At 67.3% G+C, this 14,957-nt stretch carries 11 protein-coding genes; 7 read left to right on the top strand and 4 right to left on the bottom strand.

The genetic code is table 11. From position 1 onward, the window contains the following. The first annotated feature begins 5 nt into the window (after positions 1-5). Positions 6-1,352 carry an ABC transporter ATP-binding protein gene (locus tag AC3IFE_RS34040; RefSeq protein ID WP_489194810.1) on the top strand — a complete coding sequence of 449 codons (1,347 nt, stop codon included), beginning with the start codon at positions 6-8 and terminating at the stop codon, positions 1,350-1,352. A 26-nt stretch (positions 1,353-1,378) separates the two neighbouring features. Here AC3IFE_RS34040 and AC3IFE_RS34035 read toward each other — a convergent pair whose 3' ends face one another. Next, positions 1,379-2,257: a MurR/RpiR family transcriptional regulator gene (locus AC3IFE_RS34035; protein WP_489194808.1), complete on the bottom strand. Its 879-nt coding sequence runs from the start codon at positions 2,255-2,257 to the stop codon at positions 1,379-1,381. Positions 2,258-2,624: 367 nt separating this feature from the next. Between AC3IFE_RS34035 and ggt the strand changes: the two genes are divergently transcribed. Both ggt and AC3IFE_RS34025 read left to right on the top strand, forming a co-directional pair. Continuing rightward, positions 2,625-4,376 (top strand): gamma-glutamyltransferase, encoded by a 1,752-nt coding sequence (gene ggt / locus AC3IFE_RS34030; protein WP_489194806.1) that lies wholly within the window; start codon positions 2,625-2,627, stop codon positions 4,374-4,376. A 149-nt stretch (positions 4,377-4,525) separates the two neighbouring features. Beyond that, the gene (locus AC3IFE_RS34025) at positions 4,526-5,854 is read left to right on the top strand and encodes a dicarboxylate/amino acid:cation symporter (RefSeq protein WP_489194804.1); all 1,329 of its coding nucleotides are present in this window, start codon (positions 4,526-4,528) and stop codon (positions 5,852-5,854) included. Positions 5,855-5,857: 3 nt separating this feature from the next. Here AC3IFE_RS34025 and AC3IFE_RS34020 read toward each other — a convergent pair whose 3' ends face one another. Both AC3IFE_RS34020 and AC3IFE_RS34015 read right to left on the bottom strand, forming a co-directional pair. Further along, positions 5,858-6,247, bottom strand: coding sequence for a DUF3331 domain-containing protein (locus AC3IFE_RS34020; protein ID WP_489194802.1), 390 nt, complete (start codon positions 6,245-6,247; stop codon positions 5,858-5,860). Between the two features lie 44 nt (positions 6,248-6,291). Beyond that, a complete protein-coding gene (locus AC3IFE_RS34015; RefSeq protein WP_089470138.1) occupies positions 6,292-7,584 on the bottom strand; it encodes an NAD(P)/FAD-dependent oxidoreductase in 1,293 nt (430 codons plus the stop codon). A gap of 145 nt (positions 7,585-7,729) precedes the next feature. Between AC3IFE_RS34015 and AC3IFE_RS34010 the strand changes: the two genes are divergently transcribed. Next, complete coding sequence (locus AC3IFE_RS34010) at positions 7,730-8,383, top strand: TetR/AcrR family transcriptional regulator (protein ID WP_089470137.1); 654 nt, start codon at positions 7,730-7,732, stop codon at positions 8,381-8,383. Positions 8,384-8,435: 52 nt separating this feature from the next. Here AC3IFE_RS34010 and soxR read toward each other — a convergent pair whose 3' ends face one another. Beyond that, positions 8,436-8,915: a redox-sensitive transcriptional activator SoxR gene (gene soxR / locus AC3IFE_RS34005; protein ID WP_089470136.1), complete on the bottom strand. Its 480-nt coding sequence runs from the start codon at positions 8,913-8,915 to the stop codon at positions 8,436-8,438. 79 nt (positions 8,916-8,994) lie between these two features. Between soxR and AC3IFE_RS34000 the strand changes: the two genes are divergently transcribed. The 3 genes from AC3IFE_RS34000 to AC3IFE_RS33990 are packed head-to-tail and all read left to right on the top strand — an operon-like array spanning position 8,995 to position 14,904. Further along, on the top strand, positions 8,995-10,197 hold the full coding sequence (locus tag AC3IFE_RS34000; protein ID WP_489194799.1) for an efflux RND transporter periplasmic adaptor subunit: 1,203 nt from the start codon (positions 8,995-8,997) through the stop codon (positions 10,195-10,197). A gap of 13 nt (positions 10,198-10,210) precedes the next feature. Next, positions 10,211-13,384 carry an efflux RND transporter permease subunit gene (locus AC3IFE_RS33995; protein WP_489194797.1) on the top strand — a complete coding sequence of 1,058 codons (3,174 nt, stop codon included), beginning with the start codon at positions 10,211-10,213 and terminating at the stop codon, positions 13,382-13,384. Continuing rightward, the gene (locus tag AC3IFE_RS33990) at positions 13,381-14,904 is read left to right on the top strand and encodes an efflux transporter outer membrane subunit (protein WP_489194795.1); all 1,524 of its coding nucleotides are present in this window, start codon (positions 13,381-13,383) and stop codon (positions 14,902-14,904) included. The genes AC3IFE_RS33995 and AC3IFE_RS33990 overlap by 4 nt, the downstream gene beginning before the upstream one ends. Positions 14,905-14,957 lie beyond the last annotated feature (53 nt).

The following is a 14,957-nucleotide window of genomic DNA, read 5'->3' as shown; positions in this document are numbered from 1 at the left end:
GCGCGATGCAAAATTCGACCGTTATCAACGCCCCCGTCAAGACGTCCCAGCCGCTGCAGCCGCCGCGGCTCGGCGAAGAAATCCTGCGCGTCGAGCACGTGAACCGCGGCTTCAACAAGACCCAGGGCGAGCTGCTCGTGCTCGACGACGCGAACCTGTCGCTGCGCGAAGGCGAGATCGTCGGCCTGCTCGGCCGTTCGGGCTCGGGCAAGTCGACGCTGCTGCGCATCATCGCGGGCCTCATCGAGCCGACCGGCGGCGAAGTGACGTACCTCGGCAAGCCGCTGCGCGGCCCGGCCGAGGGCGTCGCGATGGTGTTCCAGACCTTCGCGCTGTTCCCGTGGCTCACCGTGCTGCAGAACGTGGAAGCCGGGCTGGAAGCGCTCGGCGTCGGCGCGCGGGAGCGGCGCGAGCGTGCGCTCGCCGCGATCGACCTGATCGGTCTCGACGGCTTCGAGAATGCGTATCCGCGCGAATTGTCCGGCGGCATGCGCCAGCGCGTCGGCTTTGCGCGTGCGCTCGTCGTCGATCCGACGATCCTGCTGATGGACGAGCCGTTCTCCGCACTTGACGTGCTGACCGCCGAGACGCTGCGTACCGATTTGCTGGACTTGTGGACGCAAGGCCGTATGCCGATCAAGTCGGTGCTGATCGTCACGCACAACATCGAGGAAGCGGTGTTCATGTGCGACCGGATCCTCGTGCTCTCGTCGAACCCGGGTCGCGTGATCGCCGAGATCAAGGTGCCGTTCAAGCACCCGCGCAACCGGCTCGACACCGATTTCCGCAAGCTCGTCGACGACATCTACGCGAAGATGACCGCGCGTCAGACCGGCGAGGCGACGAAGAAGGGGCTGGAGCTCGGTAGCTGGATGCCGCGCGTGTCGACCAACCTGATGGCCGGCCTGATCGAGACGCTTGCGATGGCGCCGTACCACGGCCGTGCGGACATGCCGGAAATCGCGCGCACGCTGCATCTGGAAGTCGACGAACTGTTTCCGATCGCGGAAGTGCTGCAGCACCTCGGTTTCGCGGACGTGCGCGAAGGCGACGTGTTCCTGACGCCGCCCGCGCGCGTGTTCGCGGAATTCGGCACGCAGGAGCGCAAGCTGATGTTCGCGGATCATCTGCTGAAACATGTGCCGCTTGCTGCGCGGATTCGGAAGGTGCTGAACGAACGTCCGGGCCATCGCGCGCCGCGTGTGCGCTTCGAGCAGGAGCTCGAGGATTTCCTGTCCGACGAAGCCGCGGAGGAGACGCTCGATGCGGTGATCGACTGGGGGCGATACGGGGAGGTCTTTTCGTACAACGACAAGACGGAAGTGTTCAGCCTGGAGGATGTCGAGAGCTGATCCGCGCCGGGGGAGGCCCCACGCCATCACTCCGGCAAATCCTGCTGACTCACATCCCACTCGATCCCGCCCGCATTGAGCTGTTCGATCTTTTCCATCCGCTGCCGCGCCAGTTCCGGCAGCCGGTTCGTCACGCCGATCACCAGCGCTTCGGCGAGCGCCAGCGCCGGCACGTTGGTTTGCAGCATCGCGAAAGGGCGGCCCTGGATCCGCAGCACGATCTCCGCGAACTCGCCGATCGGCGAGCGCCATTCGTCGGTGATCAGCACGATCCGCGCGCCGAGCCGGTGCGCGGCCTGCGCGAAGCGGATGCTGTCCTTCTGGTAGCGGCGAAAGTCGAAGATCACGAGCACGTCGTTGCGCCCCATGTCGGCCAGCGCGACGGACGCGAGATTCACGTTCGGCTCGACGGATTGCACATGCGGCCGTGCATAGGCGAGCGTGAACGAGAACAGCGACGCGAGCGGCGCCGTATAGCGCCCACCGCCGCAGAACACGCGCACGTCCGGATCGGCCAGCATCGCCACGGCTGCATCGAACGCGGCTGCGTCGAGCCCTTCGATCGTGGTCGCGAGCGATTCCGACAGCCGCTGGAAAATCGCCGCATGGCTGTCGCGCCTGCCCGTTTCCGAATGAAACGCATCCATCCGCGCGAGCGGCGAATTCATCGCGGTGTCGATCTCGTCGTGCAGCGCCTGCTGGAACGACGAATAGTTCGGGAAGCCGATCCGGACGACGAAGCGGAATACGGTCGGGTCGCTGACTTCCGCCTGCTTCGCAAACTGTGCGATCGGGCCCAGCCCGAGACTGGGGTAGCGATCCAGCAACGCCTGCGCGACCTTCTGTTCCGACGGCGTGAAGCTATCCATCTGGGATAACAGCAACGCCCTGATGCTTGTCCCCATCGGCACTCCGGCTCTCTATCTGAATGGATTGACCCGACGGCAGGCGGGCGCCTGCCGGCAACTGCACGCATGTTAGCCGATTGACGATCGGCCACCCGCGTCTGGCTCGAAATTAGAGGGACGCATCACCCGACTCCCCAATACGTTCATATGTGTAATGAATCAGACATGCATCGGACTGTAAGTCGGCGTCTCTTGGTAATGAATTCGGTGGTTACCCTAGTTTTTGGCACAAAAAAGTGGGTGTTATGATCGCGGCCTCGCTGGAATGTATCATTTATTACATGTCGGATAGGCGGTGTCGATACGCCGTTGCGCACCGATGCATCCCGGCATGGCCCGGTTCATTCGTCTGGAGGATTCCGTCATGAGGCGGCTGGTAATACTCACCCTGTTGTCGGCGATGAGCGTGTGCGCGTTCGCCGCGTCGGACCCGGCAGTCGAAGCGAAGAACGGCATGGTCGTGTCGTCGCAGCACTTCGCGTCGCAGATCGGCGTCGACATCCTGAAGGCCGGCGGCAACGCGGTGGACGCGGCGGTGGCCGTCGGCTATGCGCAGGCCGTGACCAACTCGTGCTGCGGCAACATCGGCGGTGGCGGTTTCATGACGATCCACCTGGCCGACGGTCGCGACCGCTTCATCAATTTCCGCGAGACCGCGCCAGCCGCGGCCTCCGCGAACATGTATCTGGATGCGTCGGGCAACGTCATTCCGGACCAGAGCCTGTACGGTTATCGCGCGGTGGGCGTGCCGGGCACGGTGGCCGGCCTCGATCTCGCGCAGCGCAAGTACGGGAAGCTGACGCGCAAGCAGGTGATGGCGCCGGCGATCCGGCTCGCGCGCGACGGCTTCGTGCTGACGCGCGGCGATACGGACATCCTCGACACGACGGTCGAGCGCTTCAAGAAGGATCCGGAAGCGGCGCGCATCTTCCTGCGCCCGGACGGCACCGCGTTGCAGCCGGGCGACCGCCTGGTGCAGAAGGATCTGGCCCGCACGCTCGAGCGCATCGCGGAGCAGGGGCCCGACGCGTTCTATCACGGCGAAATCCCGAAGATCGTCGAAGCGGCGTCCAAGCGCGGCGGCGGCGTGATCACGGCGGCCGATTTCGCGTCCTATCGCGCGCAGGACATGGCGCCGCTGACCTGCACGTATCGCGGCTACGAGTTCGTGTCGGCGCCGCCGCCGAGCTCGGGCGGCGTGACGATGTGCGAGACGCTGAACATCCTCGAAGGGTATGACCTGCGCAAGCTCGGCTACCACTCGGCCGCGGCGGTCCACTACATGACCGAAGCGATGCGCCACGCGTACGAAGACCGCAACACGCTGCTCGGCGATCCGGATTTCATCGACAACCCGATCGCGAAGCTGACGAGCAAGGAATACGCGGCGCAGATCCGCAAGAGCATCCATGCCGATACGGCGACGCCGTCGGTCGACGTGCAGCCCGGTGTCGGCGTGCACGAGAAGCCGGAAACGACGCATTACTCGATCGTCGACCACGACGGCAACGCGGTGTCGACGACCTATACGGTCAACGGCCGCTTCGGCGCCGTGGTCATCGCGCCGGGCACGGGTTTCTTCCTGAACGACGAGATGGACGACTTCACCGTGAAGGTCGGCGCGCAGAACCTGTTCGGCCTCGTGCAGGGCACGCGCAACTCGATCGCGCCGGGCAAGCGTCCGCTGTCGTCGATGGCGCCGACCATCGTGAAGAAGGACGGCAAGGTGTTCATGGTGGCCGGTTCGCCGGGCGGCTCGCGCATCATCACGATCACGCTGCAGACCGTGCTGAACGTGATCGACTACGGGATGACGCCGCAGGACGCGGTCGCCGCGCCGCGCATCCATCACCAGTGGCTGCCCGACGCGGTCTATTACGAAACCTACGGCCTGTCGCCCGACACGCTCGCGATCCTGCGCAACATGGGCTACAAGATGGTCGAGCAGACGCCGTGGGGCGCCGCCGAGCTGATCATGGTCGGCCTGCCGGGCACCGAAGCGGCGAGCCGCCAGAGTTCCGGGAACGATTCGTCCGTGTCCGGCAACGTGCGCGTGGGCTTCATCTACGGCTACAACGACCCGCGCCGTCCGGCGGGCGCCGCGATCGGCTACTGACCGATCGTTTCATGCCGACTCGCTGCCGCCGGCGTTCGCGTTGCCGCGAATGCCGGTGCGGCGGCGCGTCCGTCGGCGGACATTCGCCGGCCCGAGCGGCACGCGCGCCTCTTTTCCGTCAACTCCATCGCCATGCGGCGAATTCCCTCATGAACAAACGAATGTCCGCGGCAGGCTGGATCCTGCTCGCGATGGCAGCCGGCATCCTGGTCGGCTACCTGATCTATACGCAGCTTCCGGACAAGCAGTCGGCCGCGGAAAGCGCCGGCTACATCTCGCTCGTGTCCGACGTGTTCCTGCGGCTGATCAAGATGGTGATCGGTCCGCTGGTGTTCTCGACGCTGGTCGTCGGCATCGCGCACATGGGCGGTGCGTCGTCGGTCGGGCGCGTGTTCGTGAAGGCGCTCGGCTGGTTCGTCACCGCGTCGCTGGTCTCGCTGCTGCTCGGCTTACTGATGGCGAACCTGCTGCGGCCCGGCGAGAACCTCGGCCTGCCGCTGCCGGACATCGGTGCGTCCGCGCATCTGGCGACGTCCAAATTCACGCTGAAGGATTTCGTCGGCCACATGGTGCCGAAGTCGATCGCCGAGGCGATGGCGAACAACGAAATCCTGCAGATCGTCGTGTTCTCGATGTTCTTCGGCGTCGCGCTGGCCGCACTCGGCGAGCGCGGCAAGATCCTCGTCGCCGCGATCGACCAGCTCGCGCACGTGATGCTGAAGATCACCGGCTACGTGATGAAGCTCGCGCCGCTCGCGGTGATGGCGGCGATGGCGTCGACCGTCGCGGTCAACGGCTTGTCGATCCTGCTGAAGTTCGCGGTGTTCATGGGCGACTTCTACGTGAGCCTCGTGCTGCTGTGGGCCACGCTCGTCGCGGCCGGGCTGCTGTTCCTCGGCCGCCGCGTGTTCAAGCTGCTCGTGCTGATCAAGGAAGCGTTCATGCTGTCGTTCGCGACCGCGAGCTCGGAAGCCGCGTACCCGAAGATCCTCGACGCGCTCGACCGTTTCGGCGTGAAGCGCAAGATCTCGAGCTTCGTGATGCCAATGGGCTATTCGTTCAACCTCGACGGCTCGATGATGTACTGCACGTTCGCGTCGCTGTTCATCGCGCAGGCGTACAACATGCACCTGTCGCTCGGCACGCAGGTCACGATGCTGCTGATCCTGATGCTGACGTCGAAGGGGATGGCCGGCGTGCCGCGTGCGTCGCTCGTCGTGATCGCGGCGACGCTGCACCAGTTCGACATCCCGGAAGCCGGGCTGCTGCTGATTCTCGGCGTCGACACGTTCCTCGACATGGGCCGCTCGGCCACGAACGCGGTGGGCAACTCGATCGCGAGCGCGGTGGTCGCGAAGTGGGAAGGCGAGCTGATGTCGGAGTCCGAAGCGAATGCACATGCCGCGCATCTCGATGCCGAACTCGAACGACAGAACAACTCTCCGGCCTATGGCGCCGGTCAGGCCACGTCGACCTGACGCTCAGGCCGCCAATGCGTCGTCGATGCACGCCGCAAGCACCATCGCGGCGGCATTGCCCGGCGCCGAACCAAGCAGTTGCGGCGCATAGACGCTGTCGCCCGCCTCGATCGATCGCCCCGACAGCGCGCACACGCCGCGCTTGCGCGTCGTGAACAGGCGCCACTTCTGGTAGCCGTAGTGTCCGGTGCAGGCGTCGCACCACGAAATCATCACGGTGTCGGCCGTGGGCCGTTCGAGCACGCTGATGGTCGGCTTGCTCGTCGCGTCCCACGACGGCAGCCGGTCGCGCGTGACGCTGCGCCGCCGCGGCCCGCTCCACGAGACGGACGGCATGTCGAAGCTGCCGATGGCGGCGACGGTCATGAGCCAGGGCGCTGCACGGTTGTTCATGTCTCAGTTCCTCGAAACGTTACGCGGTGCCGCGACGCGGGGCATCACGACAGGCGGATGCGCGGCTGCACCCAGCCGTTGATCCGTTCGGCGATCCATAGCAGGGTCGCCTTGGAGAAGCCGTGCAGCGCCTGCTGGTGCCGCCGGTAGAGCATCAGGTGGCTGAACTGCGCGAAGCGCCCCTGGATGAAGCCGCCGCGGAAGAACCCGAACTGCCCGAGCGTGCCGAACGCGTCGTAATCGCTGATCGACACCAGCGCGCCGAAATCGTGGAACGCGAACGGCGGAATCGGCGTGCCGTCGAGCCACGCGGGCAGGTGCCTCGCGAGATGCTCGGCCTGCTGCGTCGCGACCTGCGCGGTCGGTGGCAGCGGCCGTTCCTGACCGTCGAGCTGCAGGCTCGCGCAATCGCCGATCGCGAACACGTGTTCGTCGCCGGTCGCCTGCAGCGTCGGGCCGACGACGATCTGGTTCGCGCGGTTCGTGTCGAGCCCGCCCAGCGCCTGCATGAAATCGGGCGCCTTCACGCCGGCCGCCCACACCATCAGGTCCGCTTCGGCGAACGAGCCGTCGCCGTAGTGGAAACCGTTCGCGTCGGCCGACGTGACACGCGTCGACGTCAGCACGCGAAAGCCGATCTGTTCGAGCCGCCGCTGGGCCGACGCGGAAATCCGCGGCGGAAACGCGTTGAGGATGCGCGGGCCGCTTTCGAGCAGTGTGAGCTGCAGCCGCTCGCGCACCGTTTCGTCACCGTACGCCTGCGCCACTTCCAGCAAACGGCTGAGCTCCGCCGCGAGTTCCACGCCCGTCGCGCCGGCGCCGACGATCGCGACGCGAAACGGCTCGTCGCGCGCGATGCTGCGGAACACGCGCATTCGCAATGCCTCGTTGAAGGTCTCCGCCTGCTGCTGGCTGTCGATGAAGTAGCAGTGCTCGCGCACGCCCGGCACGCCGAAATCGTTGGCCTGGCTGCCGAGCGCGAGGATCAGCACGTCGTAGTCGAGTTCGCGTGCGTCGATCACCACGTCGCCGTCCTGCGAGCGGATTTCGCCGAGTTGCACGCGGCGGCGCGCGCGATCGAGCCCTTTCAGTTCGCCGGGCTGGTATGTGTAGCCGTGGTCGCGGGCATGAGCGAGAAAGATCACCTGTTGCTGCTGGACGTCGCGCGTGCCGGCCGCGATCGTGTGCAGCATCGGCTTCCAGATGTGCGTCGGACTGCGGTCGACGACCGTGATCTGCGCCCGCCCGGGCCGGCCGAGACGCTCGCCCAGACGGGTCGCGAGTTGCAGTCCGGCGATTCCGCCGCCGACGATGACAATGCGTTTAGGGGTTGTCATTTATAAATCATCAGGTGATGAATAAGGTATGATCGTAGCGCTTTCCGGCTCCGCGTGTCAACGGAGCGGGGCAGGCCACCCGATCGCGGGCCGGGAAACCGGCGCCGGACCGGGGCATTCGAATCGTTCAAGGAGCAGGAAAAACGTGGCAGAAGTCACTGAGCGCGCGCCGTCGAAGCGGCGTACGCGCGGACGGCCGTTGGCGGATGCGTCCGTCGGCCCGGACGTGATATTGCGGGCCGCGCGCCGCACGTTCGCGAAGCGCGGCTACGACGCGACGAGCGTGCGCGAAGTCGCGCGCGAGCTGGGCATCGATGCGGCGCTGATCGCCCATCACTTCGGTGCGAAGGAAACGTTGTGGCTGGCGGTCGTCGAGCAGATCGTCGAGCTGGTCGAACCGATGTTCGACGCGTTGCGCGCGTTGCGCGCGTCGCCGCTGCCGCATCGCGACCGCGTGCGGCGCGCGCTCGAGCTGTGCGTCGATCACGAATTCGCGGAGCCGGATATCGGCATGTTCTTCTTGACCACGGCGACCGAGGAGGGCGGGCGGCTCGATCGGCTGCAGGAGCGGATCGTGCGCCCGTATCACGATGCGATGTTTCCGCTGATCGCGGACGCGGTCGAGGCCGGCGCGATCCGTCCGGTCGATCCGAACGTGCTGTTCTTCATGATCGCGAGCGCGATCGGCACGACAGTGTCGTACAGCCACATGATGCTGGAGTTCACGTCGCTGCCGACGCGGCCGGAGGCGTTTCGCGAGGCGGTGCTCGCCGTCGCGTTCAGCTTCCTCGGCGACTGAGACCGAGCGCCGCGCGCGATGCGTGCGTCGCGACGCGCAAGCGGCCGGCGCGTCATTCGGAATCGAGCGGCGGCTTGTCGCCGAGCCAGCGCCGCGCGCCGGGCCCGTTGCGGCCCGCGCGGTCTTCCGGGTTGGTCAGCTTGCAGCGTTTCAGCGACAGGCAGCCGCAGCCGATACATTCGTCGAGGTTGATGTAGAGCCGCTGGAGTTCCTCGATCCGGCTCGCGACGCGCTGCTTCCAGCCGCGCGACAGCCGCTGCCAGTCCTTGTTGGTCGGCGCGGTGTCCTCGGGCAGGCTGACGAGCTGCTCGGCGATTTCATCGAGCGAATAGCCGATCTTCTGCGCGAACACGATGAACGCGATCAGCCGCAGCACCGTGCGCGAATAGTGGCGATGGCTCGAACCGTTGCGGTGCGACTTGATCAACCCGCGCGTCTCGTAGAAACGCAGCGTGGACGCGGGCACGCCGCTGCGCGCGGCCACTTCGCGGATCGACATCAGCGGCCATTGCGGGGTTTCCTGGATACCCATGACACCCTCCGGGAAAGCTTGACTTGAAGTTAACTTCAACTTTTATGCTACGCGGCAGTTTAACCCGTCGCGAGGCATCATGCTCTCCTTTTCCCTCCGCAGGACGCCGCCGTTGGGCGCCGCCTGCGCCCTGCTGCTGGCGTTGTCGGGTTGTCACGACGGCCAAGGCGCATCGTCGGCCCATCCCCTTCCCGAAGTCGGCGTCGCCACCGTCGCGCCGCGTACCGTCCGCCTCGCGGACGAATTCAACGGACGCGTCGAAGCGGTCGACGCGGTCGAACTGCGGCCGCGCGTGAGCGGCTATCTGCAGCGTGTCGCGTACAAGGAGGGCGACGTGGTCGCGCAGGGCACGCTGCTGTTCGAGATCGATCCGCGCCCGTACCGGATCGCGCTCGACCGCGCGAAGGCGCAGCAGCAGCGCGCCCGTGCGGCGGCAAGCCTCGCGAACGTGCAGCTCAAGCGCGTGCAGACGCTGATCGATGCGCATGCGACGTCGCAGGAAGAACTCGACAATGCGCGCGCCACCGCCGAGCAGGCGCGCGCGGACCTGCAGGCGGCCGACGCGGCCGTTGCCGATGCGAAGCTCAATCTCGGTTTCACCGAAGTGCGCGCGCCGATCGCGGGCCGCGTCGGCCGCGCGGTCGCGACCGTCGGCAACCTCGCGCGCGCGGACGATACGCTGCTGACGACCGTCGTGGCGCAGGATCCGGTCTACGTGTATTTCGATTGCGACGAGCAGAGTTACCTGCGCTACAACGCGCGGCGCGCCGATCCGAAACATCGTGCGATCGGCGCCGATCCGGTGCGCATCGGCCTCGCGAACGAGACGGGCTTCCCGCATGCGGGCACCGTCGATTTCCTCGACAACCGGCTCGACTCGCAAACCGGCACGATCCGCGCCCGGGTGCGGCTGCCGAACGCGGACCATACGTTCACGCCGGGCCTGTATGCGCGCGTGCAACTGGTCAGCGGCCGCGACCAGGACGCATTGCTGGTGGACGACAAGGCCGTGCTGACCGACCAGGATCGCAAGTACGTGTACGTGATCGGGCCCGGCGACAAGGCGCTGCGCCGCGACGTGACGATCGGCCGCGAACTCGACGGCGAGCGGATCGTCGAGAAGGGGTTGCAGGCGGGCGATCGCGTGGTGGTCGACGGTGTGCAGCGCATCTACTATCCGGGCGCGCAGGTGAAGCCGAAGGCGCTGCCCGCGCGCGCGGCGGCGGACCCCGGCGCCGGCACGCAGGCCGTGGCCGATGCCGGCGCGCCTGCCGCGCAATGACGGGAGCGATACGATGGATTTCTCCCGCTTCTTCATCGACCGGCCGATCTTCGCGGTCGTGCTGTCGATCGTTATTTTCGCGCTCGGCCTGATCTCGATTCCGATGCTGCCGGCCGGCGAATATCCGGAAGTCGTGCCGCCGAGCGTCGTCGTGCGTGCGACGTATCCGGGCGCGAACCCGAAGGAAATCGCCGAGTCGGTGGCCGAACCGCTGGAAGAGGCGATCAACGGCGTCGAAGGCATCATGTACATGAAGTCGGTCGCCGGGTCGGACGGCAGCCTGCAGGTCGTCGTCACGTTCCTGCAGGGCGTCGATCCCGACACGGCCGCCGTGCGCGTGCAGAACCGCGTGAGCCAGGCGCTGTCGCGCCTGCCCGACGAGGTGCGCCAGTACGGCGTGACCACGCAGAAGCAGTCGCCCACGCCGCTGATGTACGTGAGCCTCTATTCGCCGGACAACAGCCGCGATTCGCTGTACCTGCGCAACTACCTGACGCTGCACGTGAAGGACGAGCTGTCGCGTCTCACCGGCATCGGCGACGTCGGCGTGTACGGCTCCGGCGATTACGCGATGCGGCTGTGGCTCGACCCGAATCGACTGGCGTCGCGTGGGCTCACCGCGAGCGACGTGATCGCGGCCGTGCGCGAGCAGAACGTACAGGTGTCGGCCGGCCAGCTCGGCGCGGAGCCGTCGCCGAAGAAGAACGACTTCCTCGTGTCGATCAACGTGCGCGGCCGGCTGCGCACCGTGCAGGAGTTCGGCGACATCGTGCTGCGCAACGGCGACGACGGCCAGGTCGTGAAGCTGTCCGACGTCGCGCGCATCGAGCTCGGCGCGGGCGACTACACGCTGCGCTCGTATTTCAACGACAGGCATTCGGCCGTGGTGGGCATCTTCCTGTCGCCGGGCGCGAACGCGATCGACGTCGCGAAGGCCGTGTATGCGAAGCTCGACGAGTTGTCGAAGCGCTTCCCGCCCGGTGTCGCGTACCGCCCGGTGTGGGATCCGACCGTGTTCGTGCGCGAATCGATTCGCGCGGTGCAGCACACGCTGATCGAGGCCGTCGTGCTGGTCGTGCTGGTCGTGATCCTGTTCCTGCAGACGTGGCGCGCGTCGATCATTCCGCTCGTCGCGGTGCCGGTGTCGGTGGTCGGCACGTTCGCATGGCTCTACCTGCTCGGCTATTCGATCAACACGCTGACGCTGTTCGGGCTCGTGCTCGCGATCGGGATCGTCGTCGACGATGCGATCGTCGTCGTCGAGAACGTCGAGCGCAACATCGCACGGGGCCTGAGCCCGCGCGATGCCGCGCACCAGGCGATGCGCGAAGTGTCGGGGCCGATCGTCGCGATCGCGCTCGTGCTGTGCGCGGTGTTCGTGCCGATGGCGTTCATGTCGGGCGTCACAGGCCAGTTCTACAAGCAGTTCGCGGTGACGATCGCGATCTCGACGGTGATCTCCGCGATCAACTCGCTGACGCTGTCGCCCGCGCTCGCCGCGAAGCTGCTGCGCCCGCACGGCGCGCCGAAGGATCCGTTGACGCGCGCGCTCGATCGCGCGTTCGGCTGGCTGTTCCATCCGTTCAACCGCTTCTTCGAACGCAGCGCCGATCGCTATCACAGCGTCGTCGGCCGCACGCTGAAGCGGCGCGGCGTGGTGTTCGCGGTCTACGCGGCGCTGCTCGCGGCGACCGCGCTGCTGTTCAACGCGGTGCCCGGCGGTTTCATTCCGGTGCAGGACAAGCTGTACCTGTTCGCGGGCGCGAAACTGCCGGAAGGCGCGTCGCTCGCGCGCACCAGCGCGGTGACCGAGCAGATGACGAAGATCGCGCTCGGCACCGACGGCGTCGAGATGGTGCCGGCCTTTGCCGGGCTGAATGCGCTGCAGGGCGTGAACACGCCGAACATCACGAACTCGTACGTGATCCTCAAGCCGTTCGACCAGCGTCATCGCAGCGCCGCGCAGATCAACGCCGACCTGAACGCGCGCTTCGCGGCGATCGGCGGCGGCATCACGTATGCGCTGAGGCCGCCGCCGATCCAGGGGCTCGGCAACGGCTCCGGTTATTCGCTGTATCTCGAGGATCGCGGCGGTCTCGGCTATGGCGAATTGCAGAAGGCGCTTGCCGCGTTCCAGGCCGCGGTCGCGAAGACGCCGGGGATGAGCTATCCGGTCAGCTCGTACCAGGCGAACATCCCGCAGCTCGAGGTGAAGGTCGACCGGCTGAAGGCGAAGGCGCAGGGCGTCGCGCTGACCGATCTGTTCAATACGTTGCAGGTGTATCTCGGCTCGATGTACGTGAACGACTTCAACGTGTTCGGCCGCGTGTATCGCGTGATGGCGCAAGCGGATGCCGGCCATCGGCAGACGGCCGCCGACATCGCGAACTTGCGCACGCGCAACGCGAAGGGCGAGATGGTGCCGATCGGCTCGATGGTGACGGTCGGGCCCGCGTACGGTCCCGACCCGGTCGTCCGCTACAACGGCTATCCGGCCGCCGACCTGATCGGCGACGCCGATCCGAAGACGATGTCGTCGTCGCAGGCGATCGCGAAGCTGCAGCAGATCGCGAAGGACGTGCTGCCGCCGGGCATCACGCTCGAATGGACCGACCTCAGCTATCAGCAGGTCACGCAGAGCGACGCGGCGATCGTCGTGTTCCCGCTCGCGGTGATGCTGGTGTTCCTGGTGCTCGCGTCGCTGTACGAGAGCTGGACGCTGCCGCTCGCGGTGATCCTGATCGTGCCGGTGTGCATGTGCGCGGCGTTGTTCGGCGTGTGGCTGTCCGGCGGCGACAACAACGTGTTCGTGCAGGTCGGCCTCGTCGTACTGATGGGGTTGGCGTGCAAGAACGCGATCCTGATCGTCGAGTTCGCGCGCGAGCTCGAGATCCAGGGCAAGGACGCGGTCGAGGCGGCGCTCGAAGCGTGCAAGCTGCGGCTGCGTCCCATCGTGATGACGTCCGTCGCGTTCATCGCGGGCTCGGTGCCGCTGCTGATCGGCAGCGGCGCGGGCAGCGAGGTGCGGGCGGCCACCGGCGTCACCGTGTTCGCCGGGATGCTGGGCGTCACGCTGTTCGGGCTGTTCCTGACACCCGTGTTCTACGTGGCGATCCGCAAGCTCGCGGGCGGCACGCCGGCCGTCTGGAGCGAACAGCACGGCAGCCTCGAAGGAGAAAAACGATGAGCGCCGCTTTCCGTCTTTCCGCGCTTGCGATGTCGGTGACGCTTGCCGCATGCGCGGTCGGCCCCGATTTCAAGCAGCCCGATATGACCACGGCTGGGCGGTTCGCGCGCGACCCTCACCCGGCGACGCAGCACGACGCGGCGCCGGCCGATACACGGCCCGATACGCCGCCCGATGCATCGGCGGCCGCCGACGCCACGTTCTGGCGCGGCTTCGGCGATCCGACGCTCACGCAGTTGATCGATGCGGCGCTCGCGGCGAACCAGGACCTGCAGGTCGCCGTATCGCGCTACGACGCGTCGAACGCGCTGCTGTCGCAGGCGGCGTTCGACCGCTATCCGACGATCACCGCGAGCGGTCAGATCGGCCATCAGCTGATGAGCAAGGATCAGGCATTCGGCGCGCCGCGCAGCCAGCGCGATACGCCGATGTCGAGCGCCGGCATCAATGCCGCGTGGGAACTCGACCTGTTCGGCCGCGTGCGCCGCTCGATCGAATCGCAGCGCGCGGAAACGGCGGCCAGCGCGGCCGACGTGCGCGCGGTGCGCGTCGCGATCGCGGGCGAGGTCGCGAGCACGTATGTCGACCTGCGCGGCTCGCAGGCGCGGCTGCGGATCGCTCGCGAGAACGCCGACAACCAGAAGCAGACGCTCGCGCTGATCAATGCGCGCGTCGGCGCGGGGCGAGGTTCCGAACTCGACGCGGCGCGAGCACGCGCGCAGTACGAATCGACGACGTCGCGGATCGCCATGTACGAAGCCGCTATCGGCGTCGACGAGCATCGGCTCGCGGTGCTGACCGGGCAGACGCCGGATGCGCTGATCGGCCGGTTCGACGGGCCGAAGACGGCTGCGCAGACGGGCACGCCGGTGCCGTTGCCGGCGCTTGCCGCCGATATCGATCCCGGCACGCCGGGCGACCTGCTGCGCCGCCGTCCCGATGTCGCGGCCGCCGAGGCGCGGCTGCATGCGGCGACCGCACGCGTCGGCGTCGCGACCGCCGACCTGTTTCCGCGCTTCACGCTGTCCGGGCTGCTCGGCAGCGCGACGAGCAGCTACGGGTTCTTCCGCGCGGGCAGCGACACGAACCTGATCGCGCTCGGCATCGACTGGTCGTTCCTCGACGTCGGTCGCGTGCGTGCGCGGATCGCCGCGAGCGACGCGGAAGCGGCCGGCCAGCTTGCGCAGTACCGGCAAACCGTGCTCGGCGCGCTGGAGGAAACCGAGAACGCGCTGCTGCGTGTCGCCCGCACGCGTGACGAGACCGCGCACCTCGTGCGCGCGGCCGACGACAGCGCGCGTGCCGCGCAACTCGCGCAGGCCCGCTTCTCCGCCGGCGCGATCGACTACTACGAAGTGCTCGACGCGCAGCGGACGCTGCTGCAGGCGCAGGATGCGGCGGCCGACGGGCGGATGCGCAGCGCGGCGTCGACGGTCGCGCTGTACAAGGCGCTGGCGGGCGGCTGGCCGGCGGGCACGGGGCAGGGCATGCCAGGCCCGCTCGCTCGGTCGGGGCAGTAGCGCGAGCGGTGCGGCGCGCGGCAGGCCGGCGCGATCCTGCCTGCCGCGCGTCG

Source organism: Burkholderia sp. APQ4-4ca, assembly GCF_057837105.1.
Note: the sequence above shows the minus strand (reverse complement) of the source record. Positions and strands in the feature narration are given on the sequence as shown.